Here is a 16,964-nt window from a genome sequence, read left to right as displayed (position 1 = left end):
CTTTGCCAAGCATGGCGATATCGCCCCTTTTCTTTTTAGTATACGACCCTTCGGGGCGCTTGCCTACAAAAAAACTGTCGAGAAAGGAGACTTTCTCGACAGCCTGAGAGGGGGATTGAGATATCTCAATCCCCCTCTCTGTTTTTTATATTTCGTTTAAAATCTTGTACGCTTTGTCGGCATTCACCGAGATAACGCCTTCCTGTTTGATCACTTCTTCTTTTTTTAAGGTGCTTAAGACCGCGCTTGTGGTTTCCCTTGTCGAGCCAATCATGTTCGCAATATCGGCATGCGTTAATTTCATCTCAATAGACTGCCATTCATGGTACCGCTTGCCTTCTTTTTCACTCAACTTTAACAGGAGAAATAAAATCCGGTACCGGACATCGGATAACGCGATCTTTTCACTCATGGAATACGTTTCCTTCAGCCGATTGGATAAAATATTGATCAGCTTTAAAGCGATCTTCGGATGCCGCTCAATGAACGATTCAAACTCTTCCACATTAATGATGCACACATACGTATCTATCATGGCTTCGGCGTACACGTTTTCGTCTGTTAAAGCGATCGAGCTTGTTTCCCCAAAGATATTACCGCTAGTTAAAATATCAACCGTGAATTGTTTGCCTTCATGATTCATTCGATACAACCGAACCTGGCCCTGTTTCAATAAAAAAAGCGCCGGGATCGGTCGTTCCGGCGACACAATAATGGCCCCCTTTTGAATCGGACGCATTTCACTCATTTGATCAATCGTGCGCAGTTCTTCCTTTGTTAATTCTTCAAATAAACTGATTTGAGAAATCAGGGAAAGTTTGTCCATTGGGTTCTCCTTTCTTGATGGCAATACGGCCTCCGAGAAATAGCCGTTCCCTTATTAAATATCACTAGAAAAAAAAGACATATCATCTAATCGCAACGTTACCGTCGTTTCAATCCAAATGTCCCCTTACTTCGGGGATTCCCTTTTGATTTCATTATATCTCATGGTCATGAAAACTTTATCGGTTTCGTATAATTGATCACGTTCACTCCATGAGGAAGGATAGCCCCTCCGTTTGAATGATACTTATTGAACCTATCTCGATGATACGTGTTCAAATTTTCTGAGACTTGTTCTCGCCTATCCTCATCGGTTAGACGGCCATACTTTCTCTTGATGATAACCAAAGACCGCCCTCCTATTATTCCGGTCGTTGGACGTTCGCTTGCCGCCACGCCCCTCCCAGGGTTTCCGGGGTAACATCTCCTGGTTCTGCTTCCTGAAGATCAAAAACGTAGGTCTGTTCTTTCGGCAAGGCTTCCTCGCGCTCAGCATCTATCCCCAGGCGGACCGTGTAGGTGAGTTTGATCGGAACTTCTTCGACCGGGTACCAGATCGCTCCACCCCTCGTCTCCCCTACCAAAATGTCCCCGCCGGGCCACGTGCTCCACCTCTCATCTGGGGAGATCTGTTCGTCGGCCTCCGTGATCGTCATCTCTTCCGGGGGTAACCGACACAGCTACTTCTCCTTTATTCATGCTGATCATATCCACCACCACCGCTGTCATCGATGGACGCGAGGCATCCAGATATTCGTTCCGTATATCTTCCTCCGGGGTGACCTTGATCACACTCACCCGGCCAATATTCATATGGAGAGGGCCCACGGTTTCCTGCTGGCCCGTGCCGGTCTTTAGTACTTCCACTTTGCCCAAGTCCTCCATGTGGAAGCTGTTGTTCCTGGCAAGTGCCGTGACTTCTTTGTCCACGGTGTCCGCTGTCACCGGACTGGTAGAAAGATCCGGCGGATCCGATGGTGGTTCTTCGCTGCAAGCGCCTGCCAGCCAGGTTGGCGTGGTCGCGAGCATCAGTAATCCCTTTTTCATGTCTTATGTACTCCTTTGGGCCATGTTTGCTGTTTCTTACGTTGGCTGGCGCCCAACGCACCTTCCTTCTTCCCACCAAGAAAGGCCACCCTGATACTATCCGCGGGCTAACGGTTTGCCCGAGGGGACCGCTCAAAGGTGCCAACGTGGTTGGTGCTCACTGATGGGTCGGGGGACGCTCCTGGTGGAGCTTGATGACCAAGGAACCGGACGAAGACGTTTCTTGTTTCACCGCGTTGCTTTGCCTCAATTGCCAGACGGAATCGCTGATTTCTTTCGCATGGACGGGAAACGGCAGCATTTCCATGACTTGTCTCTTGAGTGTCGACAGAGGTAATGCATCCCCATCCGAAACCAGGCAGAAGATCACCGCCTGTTTAACGCTTTGCGTCCGCATTCGTCCGGCCTCCTTTCATTCGCTTCCTCGGTCGGTGATCTTCGGTCTGAAGGGCCGGAGCCAGTTCCTGGTGAAACTCGTCGGACGCCGCTCCGACATACAGGGTTTCCTCCTCCGCATTCCTCCCGGAGTGGTCTGTCACTTCCCAGAAATAAGCAGCGCCTTCATCTTGAAGGATCTGTAGATGAGATTCTACCAGAGGTTTCTGCTCCGGCAGTGTTGTCAGATACACTCGGTCCTGGTACATCAATGCTTGCAGGACATCCTGATGCAGTTGAGCAGAGAGGTAGCGAATCGCTCGTTGAATTTTATACTTTTGCAGGGAAATAACCATGGCATCTCCTTCTTTTCATGGATGTTGGTGATTAGCGCCGGGTCGCCATCGCCCGGTACTGTCTCGGCGTGTATCCGTAAATGGTCTTAAAGCACATCCCAAAATAGCTGGGACTCGAGAATTGGAGCTGCCGCGCAATCGTTTTGGCCGAATCGTTGGTGGTTTGCAGCAGCAACGCGGCGTGCTGGACCCGTTTGTAATTCACGTAATTGGGAATCGACATGCCCAGTTCTTCATTGACCAGTCGGGACAAATGACTCCGGGACACCTGCAGTTGATCGGTGAGATAAGCCATGGGCAGTTTTTTCGACAGGTGCTGTTCCACCAGGGAAATAAATTTGGAAATAAGAGGGTGGTGGTAGATAGGAATGTCCTGGTTCCACACCAGCTCGAGCATCACATTCACCAATACATCTATGCCTTCATAAAAATCCTCGTCCCGCTCCCATTCGTCCAGCACATTGATTAAAGCGACCGATGCCGCCAACGTATGCCGGTCATAGGAAAAAGCCTGGGCATGACGGTCCGTGAATCCTCCAACCAAAAAGAAATAATACTTCTTTAGAATCTGGAGGCGTTTATAGGCATCCGGTTCCAACGAAATAATTCGATAGATCGTGCCCAGTTCCTGTTTCGCTTCGCGTTTCTGGCTTCGAAAGATACGATCAAAAAACCGATTCTGAGCCATAAACAGCTCCACCAATTCGTCATTCTCCGCCCGTTCCAATTTTTTCAGTTCCTGTTCATAGAACAAGTGAAACCGGGGATGTGCTTTCGTTATCATGAGGAGGGCCCCCTTACCTTCTCTATCAAGGATTTTTTCTACCATACTACATGGGAGGTTTTCTTCTCTATTAATGAGATATCAATTTCTATTAATATTTGCTCATTTCTATCAAAAGGGCATCATCTTTTGTTAAAAAATTCCTCATTTTCTTTAAGAACTTTTGCTTGGCGCTATTCCTTCCCCGGTGGTTGGGTATCTTTGCTTCTGATTCATCAAGCCAGCCTGCCGACGCTTTAACTGTCGGCAGGCTGGTTTTCGTTTTTTGAAATTTGGAAGAAATTTTGTGGAATTTTTCTTTAATTTAGATGAACCCTCAAATGACAATGAGAAATCAAGCTAATCCAGATATCTACTTAACATAATCGCGATTATCAGCAGTTCCCAAATAAAAAGGAAGCAAAAACGCCTCTTTCCATGAGGGTGTTTGCTTCCTTTTTTTATGCCTTGTCGCTTTTTTTGTCTAGGGGCCAGAGGGCTTTCCTGGTTTAACATTGGTTTGCTCTTTCGTTTTTATTCGCGAGAAAGGAGCTTCTTGAATTTCTGTTGGAGCTCATCCGCCTGGTGTAAAGCCCTAACGTCGTTTAACACCTCTTTGGGCCGGCTGCCCTGACCAATGATGGCCCCCTCGTAGTGGAGGCCGATATAACGGCAAATGAGTTCGAACTGTTGGAGAAGCGGGGCGGACACTTCTTCGACTGGTTCATCATTGGCGGTCGTAATCACATAGACGTTTTTCCCTTTCAAACGTTCTTGAAAGGACCAGGCGGGATCATCCTTATACTGAGACCACCGGTCGAAAAACGCTTTAAGGGGGGCCGACATCCCAAACCAGTACAGTGGAGTTGCGAACACATAAATGTCATGATTTAAAAAATCCTCTAGCAGGGTCTCGTAGTGATCGGCCACAGGAGAAAACCCATGCCCTTCATGGCGCTGGTCAATGATCGGCTGGATGTCCCAATCCTGCAGGTAGACCCGGGTAACGCCCAGCCCTTCCGTCGCGCGGTCTGCCAACAAATCAGTATTTCCGTTCCGTCTGGAGCTTCCGTACAAGACCATGATACTTGGCACGTTACACCACTCCTTCCGATGATAAGGGAATCGTGGCCGTTACCAGCTCCGCAAATGCGCTGGCCGCTGGAGAACGCCACTGTTTCTTTTTGACGAGCATATGACTGTAAAGAGGGTCGAACGTTTCCTCGTGGTCGACAAGCCGTAGACGGCCACGGGAGATATCGTTTTCTACGGTCACCTTTGGCAAGAAGGAAAATCCCAGCCCACATTGCACCATCTGCTTGATAGCTTCAATGCTCCACAACTCCATGGGACGAAACACCGGGAGTTCGTGCTTGGCCATATACCGTTCAAACAGCGTCCGATAGCTGCATCCCTGTTCGTTGGTAATGAAACTGGTGTCGGATCCCCCCATCTTATAATCATTGAAATGACCTGGCCCCTCCGGGGGCCCGACAAGCACCATGGGCTCCTGCCCGAATGAATAATGCTCGCATCGTTCCAAGTGAACTTCCGGATACACCATAAAAGCAACATCGACCCGGCCGCTGAGCAAGTCCGTCTGATTTTTGCTGCAGGTGCCGTTGGTCAGGACCACTTCCACCTGAGGGTACTTCCGGGAATACGCTTGAATGACCGGTCCAAGTCGGGAAATAGTCAGCGACTCGGGAGCAGCAATTTTTAACACTCCCTGAACCTCCTGGGAGTGGTGCATCTGCGTCATCCGCTTGTGCGTCGCCAGCAGGTCTTCAGCCAAGGGAATGAGTTCTTCCCCGAGCGGGGTCAGTCGCAGCTGTTTATATTCATATAAAAAGACGGGACCGCCAATGGCTCGTTCGAGTGCCTGCATATGAGAAGTAATCGTGGACTGCGTATAACCGAGGACGGCTGCAGCTTCGGTATAGCTCCCTGTTTTTACAATGGTTTGAAACGTCAGAATGTGCCGGATTTCCATCGAGAGCTTCCTTTCTGGTTTTTTAATCGAAAAATTCGATAGTCGTTTTACTAATTTCAATTTTATGAATCGTCATAAGTACCATACAATAGAAAGGGCCAATGAGCAATCAAAAAGGAAGGGATCAAATGAATATCGCCGCATTTCTTTCATATATCATCGTTACTTCTATCACGCCTGAGCCGAGCAATATTTTAATGATGAATGAAGCACGAAAAGAAGGGTTTACCGGAGCGTGGCGATTCTCGAGTGGGATTTTAACCGGATTTGCACTCCTTGGCTTCCTCAGCGGTATTTTTACATCGACGTTGTATCAATGGATACCCATGATCGAACCGTACTTGAAGACGTTAGGAGCCGGTTATCTCTTATATCTAGCCTGGAAAGTGAGCCGCCCGTCCTCTTCCAGTACCACTGGCAAACCCGGCCGTTCATCGTTTTGGACCGGCGTGCTCGTCCAGCTTTTCAACATCAAAAGCATCTTATTCTTTTTAACGGTCATGAGTGCCTTTATTTTGCCACTCACGGGATCATTACTGGCAGTGCTTGGTTATATGATCATCACCATCGTTCTCGGATGGGGGGCCCTGCTCCTATGGTCGGTATTTGGGAGCATGTTTCAAGCGTTTTTCGCCACATACGATCGGCCGGTGCGGGTGGTGATGAGCGGTCTCCTCATCTATGCGGCCTTCGCTATTTTTCTCTAATACGTGGAGCTTTTCCTCAAAGGACAAATATTCTCGTCTATTTCTCCCTGCATCTTTTTCGTATTCAGTTTATCTATTCGTGATCTCATACTCCATGCATCTAAAACCCTCAACTTCTGGACAGTGCCCCGAACACCCCGTTTTGATATCGAAAACGGGGTGTTTTCCATCCTTACAGCTCTTCCAAAATCGAACAACCAATAACATGAGTGTGAATGATATTGTGGAAAGTCACAGGCGTTCCCCGTTCGACGATTTATGCTAAGCGAAAACGAGATTAACGATAGAATGAATCTTTCGAATGTATTAAAAAATGGTACTATTTTTCCTTTAAAAGCGTGTTGGATAAGAAGCAAAGCTGAATTCATACCTATGAAATCATTTGGTAATAATTTACGATTGAAGTACAAACTTTGAGGAAGGAATTTTAATGAATTGGGGGGTCATCATCCCATTTGGCAGTTTAATGTTTGTGGTCATTGGAGAAATACTTCGAGCCCATATGCTCTTTCGTCGGCTGGAGAAACGAGTCGACGAATGAGAGAAGCGATCAAACCAAGATCATACGGCGAATAAGGACTGTAAAACGTCATGAACGTTACTCCATTAGCAGCAAGGGAAAGAAAGTTACTTGAAGCCCATGAAGAAAAGAATTGAATATAGAGATATAAAAAAGGAGGCCCAAGACTCTCTCTTTTTGCTGTTTTATAGATTTTATTAGTGCTTATTATCCTAACAATGTGTAGTAACACCTATTAAACATAATTGCTCTTATCAGAAGTCTAGTTCTAAACAAACGTAAAACAACTTTGGAAATCGCCGCTTATTTGGCACAGTCTTTTCGCTTAACATAATAACGACTATCTGTCATTTTCCATCTAAAAAGCTTCCTGGCTTTATTGATACAACAGATACAGAGCGATTCCGATCAGTCCGACCGCGATCAGCCGGGACGTATCTATGGGAATCTCCGGAGTCCCAAAAGCACCGAAATGATCAAGAAACAGTCCTAAAAGGAGTTGACCAGCAATACCGGCGGTTATGGCTGCCGAAGCGCCAATCCTTGGTACTGCCAGAATGATACAAACAATATAAAAAGCGCCCAGTCCTCCCACCATCCATTTCCATAAGGGCAGCGACGGAAACGCTGGCGGAAAGCCCTGAACCAATGTGCTCGCCAACAAAAACACTGTACCAACAGCATAGGCGACCAATGCGGCTGGCAAACTTCCCATTTTGGCTCCGATTTCTCCATTGACGCCCGCTTGAAAAGCCAGAGCAGCCCCTCCCGCAAAGCTTAAAATCATAAAAAACCACGCCATCCCTGAGTCATCTCCTTTAATATGTTAATGTCTGTTCTTCATTCATCTACGCTTGTCGAAACGTGGACTACATTCTATACTAAAGAACAACACCAACCATGAAAAATGAATGCTTATGAGATCTGCCCATCATTTTTACTAATAGGAGAAGGTAGCATGGAACTACGTGATTTGAAGATTTTTCTCTCCGTGGCTCAAAGCCGCAGCCTTTCCCGGGCGGCTCAAACGCTTGGATACGTTCAGTCCAACGTCAGTGCCCGCATTGGCCGCTTAGAGGAAGAATTGCAGACAACATTGCTGTATCGGCATGCCAAAGGGGTTCATCTCACCCCAGACGGAGACAAGCTGTGGACCTATGCCCGCCAATTTGTGCAGTTGGAGCAGGACATGCTGGAAGAGATGGCTGCACGGCCAACTATGGAAGGAAAATTACGTCTTGGGTCCATTGAATCAACTGCCTCCACACACATGCCTGCCGCTCTACAGCAGCTTATGACCGAGCACCCCCGTCTCCAAGTCTCACTAACCATTAGTGAAACCAAGAACCTGGCCCAACAGGTGTTAGCATATGACCTCGATGGCGCTTTTGTAGTGGGAAGCATCGATCACCCGGACGTGTCCAGCGTGCCGGTGCTTCAGGAATCATTAGTACTGATCACAACGCTGGGGCTTTCGGTGCCCATGATCCAAAAACCCGGGCACGCCCCGACGCTGTTAGTATTAAAAGAAGGATGCATCTATCGACAAACGCTGCTCGAATGGATGCACAACCACCAGTTCTCTGCTCCGAAAATCATGGAGTGTGCCAGCTTAGATACCATTATCGAACTCACGAAAGCTGGCATCGGTGTCTCCCTTCTTTCCCAATCGTACCTTCAACGCCGGAATCGAACCCAGGGCATCGCCACGCACACCCTCGAATCACCGTATCAGGCAGCAACGACATGGTTTATCTACCGAAACGATAATCTACAGCAACGTTCGCTCCGTGCCTTTCTTGACACCTTTGCCAGGCAACCCTAATCCAGTTTTTACTGGCAGACAGATAACCGTGACAGGAAGATCTCCATTTATATCTACGCCTTTTTCTTTTAAAGGATGTGTGAATAAAAAATGCCTGAAGACATATATATCTTCAGCCATTCATGATTTTCTTAGCTTTTCCATTATTGCGCTTATCTTTTTGTAGTCTAAATGCCGCCCAGTTACTGTTCAATCACTTACTTAGCCAATAAACAAAACTGTTTTCTGTATGATTAACACGAGATTCAGACGGGCTTTTATTATTGAAGCAGTTTAAACGGTGAACGAAAAACCTTTCAACATAAATACTCATTCCGGTAAAATATTCGCAGAAAAGATGATAACAAATAAACTCATGAAAATCCTTCGCCTTAAGTTCGAAGAGCCTTTACTGGTAATTCACCACGGCCGGGGCAGGATCCAGCTGGATGACCTCTTCAGGACTCATCACCGGTTCATCTTTATCATAAAACACTTTAAAACCACCGTATTGCACAGCTTCATTGCGCACCAGGTCTCTGTATTTAGCCATTTTCACAGCAGACCCTCCCCACCCATCAAAGTTTAAAGCCACTTCTACATGATCAGTCGGCTGAATGGCTTCCTTGTTCGCCAGCGCTGCATCGGTAAACTGGTGAACGAGAACCATTTTGTCCGGAAGGTTGTTCTTCTCCACCATTTTCGTAAGGTAGTCCACGGCTTTTTGAATCTCCGCTCCGTCGACCTGGCCAAGGTCCACCCCCGGCGTTTCTCCTTCATCCACATGGAATTCAGTATCAATGGCAAGTTGAACATAAGGAAGCTTCAGCCACTTTTCCAGGGATTTCACCTGGTTTAACACCGAGTCCTTACCCAACTGGACATCGAGCATCAATAAAGCATCATTCTCTTTGGCAAGCTTGGCATACTTGTCTATCTGCTCCGGTGAAGTCATGCGAACGTAGTTTCCGTCCGAACCGGGATCCCGATCGGCAGCGGTCGCTATGAGTTCAATAGTGGGAACAGCTGGGCGAGATGGATCAGCGTTGGAATAAGCCTGGGCCTGTTCCTTTAATTTTTCCATTAAAGCGTCAGGCTCCATTTCCCCGAGTATTCCCATATTGGCGGAGTCGGGATGACCATAATACGTAACTAGCCGATGTTCCTTCAATGGTCCATCCGTTTGATCCTGGACGCCTTTGATTAGTGTTTCTCCAAACGGAACCAGCCTTGTACTTTCTCCTGTTCCTGCTTCAGATTCAGGCATCGCTTCCAATTCTTCCTGCTCCAGTTGATCCTTTAATGGGAGGCTGTCACTCTCTGGTTCTACGGGCTTGTATACCTGCCCAGGCTTTGTTTCTTCTGCTTTTTCCTGTGGTCCCTCAGCTTCTGTCTCCTCTGTTTCATCGCTCTCTTCATTGGCAGTTGAACGAGAAGACTCATCCGTAGAGGAGGAATGTGAAATCATCTCCGGCTCTCGCTGTATAAAAATGAGAGCCGCTACGACAAGTATTACCGTCAGCCCGATCATTAGAAGCTCTTTTCCTATCAGCAGTTTTCGTTTCATATATTCATCCTTCTTCCAGTTATCTACTGTAACTTATTGCCAGCGTTTCATGATTATCGTACTACTTCCACCTACCTTTTACAATTAATAGTAAAAAAATGTTTGGCATCAGAAGCGCGGGCGGTTCCGTCTCCGAAACGCAAGCAGCACCTGGGCAACTCCTGCCAGGATCGGCAGCTCGATCAACGGACCAATCACCAGAGCCAGGGCTACCAGCGGCTGATCTGGAAAAGCGGTGACTGCAATCGCCAGGGCCACTGGAGAATTCCGTGCCACTGTGGTTAATGTCAGGCTGGCCGTTTCTTCGTAAGAAAACCGCAGGGCCCGGCTGGTCATTTGGGCGACCGTCACATTGATGCCAAAAAACAGGAGAATCGGCAGCACGAGAATGGTAATAACGCTCAAGTTATTTAAGAGCGCCGAACCCTGAGAGGCAAACATCGCGGCTACCGCCAGGGCCAGAAAGAAAATCTGGGCCCGTGAAAAGAATGGAAGCAGCCTGTGTTCAAGAAATTTGGGCTGCCGGCGCCAAAGATACTTGGTTCCCTGAGCCAGCAGAAACGGAAGCAGCAGCACGAGCAGGACACTTTCGATGATCGTCGGCAGTGCCACCGTTTCGATCGTTCCGGCGAACAAGAAGAGATATAACGGCAGCAGCAGGAACTGCAGGACAAGGTTCAGGGGAAGAATCGACGTCGATAATGCGAGATTGCCTTTAGCTATAGATGTAAAGACAAGATACCAATCAGTACAGGGCGTTACCATCAACATAATAAATCCGAGCCATAAGGCCGGATGATCAGTCAGAAACAAGGCGCCAAGACCCCAGGCAAGCAGCGGGGTCCAGATAAAATTGATCCCCAGGCTCACACCGAGAAAGACCCGATGCGTAAAGGCCCTATGCAGATCCTTTAACGGAATAGATAAAAACAAGCCATACAGCATCAGCAGCAAAAAAGGAACAATCAGTACCTCCGCGTGGGCACCGATCACTCTCACCTGGCCCAGAGCCAGGCCTGTGCCTACCGCCATGATAATTAGGAGCGTTTGATATTTTTCGATAATATTCACGGCTTCCTCCTTTCCATGGATGCCGGTAAGCCTGATAAGTTTCGTCCCTCTATCATACCAAACAGGCACCTCCCAGTCGTTGTCAGAATCCTGAATGTTCTTCTCATAAAAATTTTTCTTCGAAATATCAATTCAAATAACCGTATTTAGAAGAGACGGTAGATATTTTAATCGGTAACATGTGCTCTAAAAAAAGCCCCGCATCCCTTGTTAAAGAGATACGAGGCTGCTTCTTGCTTCCGCTTTTTTGTTGTTTAATTAGAACATAGGACCCGTAAAATAAATTGGGAGACGCGCATTTTTTCTGCTATTTAAAATCAGCTGCATACTCTTCGTATTCAGTGCCTTCCAGTTCATCGGCCGCAATAAAATCCATGGCTGCGGAATTCATGCAGTATCTAAGGCCTGTAGGCTCAGGTCCGTCCTGAAACACATGCCCTAAATGGGAGTCTGCATGCTTGCTGCGCACTTCCACACTCGTGCCTAGAATGCCACCGTCTTCTTCATACGTAATATTACCCAGCTCCAGAGGCTTCGTGAAGCTCGGCCAGCCTGTACCGGAGTCATACTGATCGCGCGTGCTGAATAGCGGCTCCCCGGAGACGATATCAACGTATATTCCCTCTTTCTCGTTATCATGGTAGGCATTATCGTAAGCAGGCTCTGTTCCGTCTTCCTGCGTCACCTCATACTGCATGCTGTTCAGTTCAGACACGGCCGCTTCTTTATCCTCTACGACAAACGGGGAATCTGTGCTTACTTCGTACTCTTTATCCTCTCCCCATACCTCATCTAAATAGGCATCACGTCCGGAGTTGCTGCGGTAATATTCGTACCTTCCCGGGTTTTTCTTATAATAATCCTGATGGTAGGCCTCTGCTTCGTAAAACATATCGTATTCTTCAATGGACGTCACAATCTCTCCATCAAACCGTCCGGAGTTCTCCATCTCTATTAATGACGCTTCCGCTGCCTGCCGCTGGGCCTCGTCATGATAAAATACAGCCGATAAATACGGCTCTCCTTTATCCACGAACTGTCCTTCATCATCCGTCGGATCAATTTGGCGCCAGAAAATCTGCAGAAGGTCTTCGTAGCTGATTTTTTCAGGATCATACGTAATTTGAACCGCTTCCTGATGACCCGTTTCTTTGTTCGACACTTCGTCATACGTAGGATTTTCTTCCTCGCCGCCCGTATAGCCGGAAATCACGCTGACGACGCCGGGCTGGGATTCAAACGGCGGCTCCATGCACCAGAAGCACCCCCCGGCAAATGTAGCCTGCTCCATTCCTTCTAAATCCCCCTGCAGCTCCGTTTGTTCCGTCGCGACCACTTCTTCATATTCCGAGGCCGTAAACGCCTGATACAAATACCAGCCGCCGGCCAGAAGAAGAACTGCCGTTATACTAAAAAACCACCGTTTTTTATTCATATAGCTCCCCTTTAGTTTCTTTCCTTTCATTATAAGGAAAAGAAAGCAGATTTAACATCATTACAACTTATCCGTATTCAGCAATACTTTAGAGCCGCTGGGGTATAAACAAAATTTTAAAGACCCGGACTTTTGAAAAAGACCGGGCCTTTAAATAGATGGTAAAATTAGGTATTAACAGCAAGGACATCATTAACACAAGCATAAGGGGGCGACAGATCATGACATTTATAGCGCAGTATGGATTCTTTTTTGCGATATTGATTGTTATTGGCGCCATCATATTTTTCAGCTATCTATTGCCGAAGACAGAGAGATTTGTTCATGCTTTGACTGCTTTATTAGTATTTGGAGGAATAGGAATTATTATTTATAGTTTTCTCAGGCCAGATGATCCTTTTACAGGCATTGCTTATGCAGTTTTAACATTTTTTATCTGGTTAGGTACGGGGCTGGGATGGATAGGAATCGCTATTTATGAAATGATAAAGGAATGAAAGAAGGGATATTTTATTAATTAACGGCCATCCTTTAACTCTTATTTTCATTCGTTTTTTTGCCCCAGTCATAGAGAAATATTGCGGAAGCTATACTGCCCAGGACGTAAAAAATAGCCATATATGCTTCTCCTTTTTATCAACAAAATTGTCATTCAAGTCATAAGGATTTCCTTCTTAATTTACCAGCGAGAGTAATACCACTCCTACAATCATACCAAAAAGAAAATATACCAGAAATCGCACATACTTATTTTTCATGTTTAACTGCCTCCTCGAAAATGTCTAATACAGCCACACTATAAAAATGTCTCACGACTCAATGGTCGCTTTTTTTCTTTTTTTCTGGTCTATCCAAATAATAATTGTCGATATAAGTAATACAGCTACCAGTCCATTAAAAAGCCAGAAAGGTATAGTAATAACATCTATAAAATCCAATCCCACTAATACAAGAACTACAATGCAAAATATCTGATGGCATATTGTCATAATCTTCATTTCGTATCTCCTTTTTGCTGATATGAAATTTCTCATTTCATTTATCCGATTTTCAAGCTTATGTATTTTACATTCGATTGATACTTTTCGACGGCGATAATAAATAAAAGAATTGCTATTGTAATTGTATTCATGCTATCTCTTCGTATAGTCTCCTTTTCCCGTCTTATTTCATATTATAGATTAATGAAACATCACTGCACAGAAATCTCAACCTTCTTCTCCGATTTTTATCATCACACTACCTTTAGTGTATTGAAAAAATATAATTGTTTTTACTCTTGAAAAATGAGATTGGCGTTGCCGTCTATCTTTTTATTTATAATGGCTTGCCTATTATATTTTCACATCAAAGCTGGTCACATACACTGCATGGCCGGAAATACTCACTTCAATCTTATCCTGATGTTTTACGACCTGCACGTGAACCCTTCCATCTTTATTCATTTCCTGTCCCTGCTCTACGGTAAGTTGTAGAGGCGATTGAAAATGCTCATCAATAAACGCCGCCCAATAAGCTCCCATAACTCCGGAGGCTGTTCCTGTGACAGGGTCTTCCACGGTTCCCGAGTACGGGGAGGAAAAGTGCCTCGCATGCATATCCGCCGCTTTATCATAAGTTTCCAGGCAAAACGGATGAATGGATGCTTTCGGCATTTTTGTGAGAACCGATGGAAATGCTGAATTATCAGGTCTCATTTTTTCAAAGCTTTTTAAATTAGCGATCGGCACCAGCAGCGTCCAAGTTCCAGTATTTCCATAGACGATAGGCATATCAGCTTGAATATCATTTTCCTGTAATCCTATCGAAGCGGCCAGAGAAGCCCGGGAACTATGAAACATTTCCAACTTTGGCGGCGCCTGGGTCATTGTCATTGTGCGCTGTTGATGGGCAGACGTTTGTATTGTGACGGTGATAATTCCAGCATTCGTCTCCACCGTGATACGTTCTTTATTACCAAGCAGTCCTTTGTTTTTTAATGCATAAGCCGAAGCCATCGTAGCGTGGCCGCACAAATTCATTTCGTGGCCCGGTGTAAAAAAGCGCAGACGTATATCTGCTGATTCGGAAGATAATACAAAGGCCGTTTCGTTAAACCCAACCTGATACGCCACCGCCTGCATTTCTTTTTCTGTCACGTTGTCTCCGTCAAAAACAACGCCTGCTGGGTTCCCTTTATGCGGAATTTCACTGAAAGCATCATAATGATACACACGGATGTTCTGCATTGTTCTCCACTCCCCCGATTAACTTTTCCAAGACTTCATGTATATTCCTCCCCGGGGAAAGATGTTTTCAGATGTTCATTTTACTTTATCTTCTCTCTATGATACTTTTTTACAATAAATAGGAAAAGAGAGAAAAACTTTTTCCTATTTTTCTTCAGATAAAAGGAGGATCTCAGATGAACGGGCACATTCATCATATTGAGCTTTATGTATCTGACCTCGAACAATCGAAGGCCTTTTGGCAGTGGCTGCTGGAAGACCTTGGCTATCACGTCTTTCAGCAATGGCCGGATGGGATCAGTTTTAAATTGGATTTCTCCTACATCGTATTTGTTCAGACGGAAGATCGTTTTCTGGACATTTCTTATCACCGGCGCCGGACAGGATTGAACCATATTGCTTTCCATGCCCGGTCGAAATCGCATGTGGATCAAATGACCAGGCAGCTGCGAGCAGCGGATATCCCAATTCTTTATGAAGACCTGCATCCCTTTGCCGGGGGAAACAATCACTACGCCCTCTATTTTGAAGACCCGGACCGTATTAAAGTAGAGCTCGTAGCTCCAGCAGAAAGCTGAATCTCACCGACAATAAAGGATTTCGGACTTCACCTGTAAAATAGCTTCCCATAAAAAAAGAACTCCCAATTTTATCCGGAGTTCTCCAAACCAGTTCAGGAAGCTTTATCCGGTTTATCAGCATTTTTACTTTTACCCTTTGTTTCAATATCTTTTTCCTCCCGGAGTGCTTTAAACAGCGAGTACACCATCAGTATCATTACGAGAGAAAACGGGAGCGCCGATATAATCATGACGTTCTGCAGCGCATCGATCCCTCCGGAATACAGCAGCACGGCCGCTGTAGCAGAAAGCATGAGTCCCCAGATGAACTTCACTACAGCCGAAGGATTCATTGCTCCGTTGGAGGTCTGCATACCAAGCACAAAGGTGGCAGAATCTGCTGAAGTAATAAAGAATGAAACAATTAGCAGTAGTGCAATGACGGACATGACTGTGCTGAGCGGGTATTGATCAAACACGCCAAAAATCGCTTCTTCAGGAGCCAGCGAAGCAATGTCTGCCATGCCGGTGCTTTGTACGTTCAATGTGGCTCCGCCAAACAGCGAGAACCAGATAAAGCTGACAATTGACGGCACCAGAATGACGCCGATAGTGAATTCCTTCAGAGTGCGTCCTCTCGACACACGGGCAATAAATATTCCTATAAAAGGCGTCCATGAGATCCACCAGGCCCAGTAGAAGATGGTCCACGCATTAATCCACTCTCTTGTACTTTCAGATGTCGGCGCGATCCGAAAGCTCATTTGCGGAAGCGTCTGTATATACGTACCAAGTGTATTCGTGAACAAATTCATGGAAAATAACGTTGGCCCGATAAAAAGCATTAAAATAAACAGAATGATTGTTAAATAGATGTTTGCATTACTTAAGGATTTAATTCCTTTATTTAAGCCGGTATACGCCGATACTAAAAACATTGCAGTAATAACGACAATAACAATCAGCTGCATCGTGTAATTATTCGGTGTGCCAAACAAGTAGGACATACCGCCGGAAACCTGGGTCACGCCAAGCCCGAGGACGGTAGCAATCCCCGATACTGTAGTAATCAGGGCAATAATATCCACCACTTTTCCACCGATGCCTTTTTCGTTCATAATCGGGCTGAGCATGGCGCTTACCATGCCCGGGGCGCCCCGACGGAATGTAAAGTAGGCAAAACAGATGCCGGTAACACCGTAGATAGCCCAAGGGTGTATTCCCCAGTGCAGGAACATGTAGCGCATAGAATCGACAAGGGCCTGGTCCGTTCCGACCTCTGCTTCCGGGGCGTTCGTTGCGTAGTGGGATACTGTCTCCGCCCCGCTCCAAAACACTAGTCCTACTCCCATCCCCGAGCTGAACAGCATCGCAAACCAGGTCGGATAGCTGTATTCCGGCCGGTCCTCCGGCCTCCCAAGACGAATGTTTCCATACCTGCTGAAAATAAAGTAAACACATAATAGTACAAATGCTGACACAAGTAAAAGATAATACCATCCAAAATGAGTCGATACAAATGATCTTACTGCAGAGCTTGCGTTAAAAAACGATTGTGGAATTGCGACTCCGACAACCGCCATAATAAGCAGTATTACCAGGGCTCCGTAAAATACAAAGCCTACTCTTGGTTTTTGATTATCCACGGCGGGGCTCCTTCCTTTTTAAACAGCGGCTGAGATCCAGAACTGATCGCCCCGGACACCTATCGTT

General features: G+C 46.1%; 18 protein-coding genes. 4 read left to right on the top strand and 14 right to left on the bottom strand.

All coding sequences use genetic code 11. The annotated features are described in order from the left end of the window. Positions 1–145: 145 nt before the first annotated feature. The 8 genes from ACTRXF_RS13350 to ACTRXF_RS13315 form a co-directional block, all read right to left on the bottom strand. Positions 146–826, bottom strand: coding sequence for a Crp/Fnr family transcriptional regulator (locus ACTRXF_RS13350; RefSeq protein WP_474279493.1), 681 nt, complete (start codon positions 824–826; stop codon positions 146–148). 361 nt (positions 827–1,187) lie between these two features. Continuing rightward, positions 1,188–1,409 carry a hypothetical protein gene (locus ACTRXF_RS13345; protein ID WP_474279491.1) on the bottom strand — a complete coding sequence of 74 codons (222 nt, stop codon included), beginning with the start codon at positions 1,407–1,409 and terminating at the stop codon, positions 1,188–1,190. Between the two features lie 31 nt (positions 1,410–1,440). Continuing rightward, the gene (locus ACTRXF_RS13340; protein ID WP_474279489.1) at positions 1,441–1,872 is read right to left on the bottom strand and encodes a hypothetical protein; all 432 of its coding nucleotides are present in this window, start codon (positions 1,870–1,872) and stop codon (positions 1,441–1,443) included. A 157-nt stretch (positions 1,873–2,029) separates the two neighbouring features. After that, on the bottom strand, positions 2,030–2,269 hold the full coding sequence (locus ACTRXF_RS13335) for a hypothetical protein (RefSeq protein ID WP_474279487.1): 240 nt from the start codon (positions 2,267–2,269) through the stop codon (positions 2,030–2,032). Next, the gene (locus ACTRXF_RS13330; RefSeq protein ID WP_474279485.1) at positions 2,250–2,603 is read right to left on the bottom strand and encodes a hypothetical protein; all 354 of its coding nucleotides are present in this window, start codon (positions 2,601–2,603) and stop codon (positions 2,250–2,252) included. Before ACTRXF_RS13330 ends, ACTRXF_RS13335 begins: the two co-directional genes overlap by 20 nt. Positions 2,604–2,634: 31 nt before the next feature. Continuing rightward, positions 2,635–3,387 carry a helix-turn-helix domain-containing protein gene (locus tag ACTRXF_RS13325; RefSeq protein WP_474279483.1) on the bottom strand — a complete coding sequence of 251 codons (753 nt, stop codon included), beginning with the start codon at positions 3,385–3,387 and terminating at the stop codon, positions 2,635–2,637. 513 nt (positions 3,388–3,900) lie between these two features. Beyond that, a complete protein-coding gene (locus ACTRXF_RS13320) occupies positions 3,901–4,461 on the bottom strand; it encodes a flavodoxin family protein (RefSeq protein ID WP_474279480.1) in 561 nt (186 codons plus the stop codon). A gap of 1 nt (position 4,462) precedes the next feature. After that, on the bottom strand, positions 4,463–5,359 hold the full coding sequence (locus ACTRXF_RS13315; RefSeq protein WP_474262232.1) for a LysR family transcriptional regulator: 897 nt from the start codon (positions 5,357–5,359) through the stop codon (positions 4,463–4,465). Between the two features lie 128 nt (positions 5,360–5,487). Between ACTRXF_RS13315 and ACTRXF_RS13310 the strand changes: the two genes are divergently transcribed. Further along, entirely contained in the window at positions 5,488–6,066 is a 579-nt protein-coding gene (locus ACTRXF_RS13310) for a LysE family transporter (RefSeq protein WP_474279478.1), read from the top strand. Between the two features lie 896 nt (positions 6,067–6,962). Here ACTRXF_RS13310 and ACTRXF_RS13305 read toward each other — a convergent pair. Then, positions 6,963–7,388, bottom strand: a complete 426-nt coding sequence (locus ACTRXF_RS13305) for a DMT family transporter (RefSeq protein WP_474262234.1) — start codon at positions 7,386–7,388, stop codon at positions 6,963–6,965. A gap of 156 nt (positions 7,389–7,544) precedes the next feature. On the opposite strand from ACTRXF_RS13305, the gene ACTRXF_RS13300 reads away from it, so the two are divergent. Further along, positions 7,545–8,411, top strand: coding sequence for a LysR family transcriptional regulator (locus ACTRXF_RS13300; RefSeq protein WP_474279476.1), 867 nt, complete (start codon positions 7,545–7,547; stop codon positions 8,409–8,411). A gap of 388 nt (positions 8,412–8,799) precedes the next feature. On the opposite strand, the gene ACTRXF_RS13295 is transcribed toward ACTRXF_RS13300, so the two are convergent. The 3 genes from ACTRXF_RS13295 to msrA form a co-directional block, all read right to left on the bottom strand. Then, positions 8,800–9,957: a hypothetical protein gene (locus ACTRXF_RS13295; RefSeq protein WP_474279474.1), complete on the bottom strand. Its 1,158-nt coding sequence runs from the start codon at positions 9,955–9,957 to the stop codon at positions 8,800–8,802. 108 nt (positions 9,958–10,065) lie between these two features. After that, a complete protein-coding gene (locus ACTRXF_RS13290) occupies positions 10,066–11,028 on the bottom strand; it encodes an arsenic resistance protein (RefSeq protein ID WP_474279472.1) in 963 nt (320 codons plus the stop codon). A 307-nt stretch (positions 11,029–11,335) separates the two neighbouring features. Then, a complete protein-coding gene (msrA, locus tag ACTRXF_RS13285; RefSeq protein WP_474262238.1) occupies positions 11,336–12,463 on the bottom strand; it encodes a peptide-methionine (S)-S-oxide reductase MsrA in 1,128 nt (375 codons plus the stop codon). A gap of 221 nt (positions 12,464–12,684) precedes the next feature. On the opposite strand from msrA, the gene ACTRXF_RS13280 reads away from it, so the two are divergent. Next, on the top strand, positions 12,685–12,960 hold the full coding sequence (locus ACTRXF_RS13280) for a hypothetical protein (protein WP_474262239.1): 276 nt from the start codon (positions 12,685–12,687) through the stop codon (positions 12,958–12,960). Between the two features lie 837 nt (positions 12,961–13,797). On the opposite strand, the gene ACTRXF_RS13275 is transcribed toward ACTRXF_RS13280, so the two are convergent. After that, on the bottom strand, positions 13,798–14,691 hold the full coding sequence (locus ACTRXF_RS13275; RefSeq protein ID WP_474279470.1) for a PhzF family phenazine biosynthesis protein: 894 nt from the start codon (positions 14,689–14,691) through the stop codon (positions 13,798–13,800). A gap of 176 nt (positions 14,692–14,867) precedes the next feature. On the opposite strand from ACTRXF_RS13275, the gene ACTRXF_RS13270 reads away from it, so the two are divergent. Next, on the top strand, positions 14,868–15,269 hold the full coding sequence (locus ACTRXF_RS13270; protein ID WP_474262241.1) for a VOC family protein: 402 nt from the start codon (positions 14,868–14,870) through the stop codon (positions 15,267–15,269). 95 nt (positions 15,270–15,364) lie between these two features. On the opposite strand, the gene ACTRXF_RS13265 is transcribed toward ACTRXF_RS13270, so the two are convergent. Continuing rightward, entirely contained in the window at positions 15,365–16,897 is a 1,533-nt protein-coding gene (locus tag ACTRXF_RS13265; RefSeq protein ID WP_474279468.1) for a BCCT family transporter, read from the bottom strand. Positions 16,898–16,964: the final 67 nt, after the last annotated feature.

This window comes from Marinococcus sp. LNHM3E3-2.2, assembly GCF_056034385.1.
The sequence above is the reverse complement of the archived record's forward strand: the minus strand, read 5'-3'. Positions and strand labels throughout refer to the sequence as shown.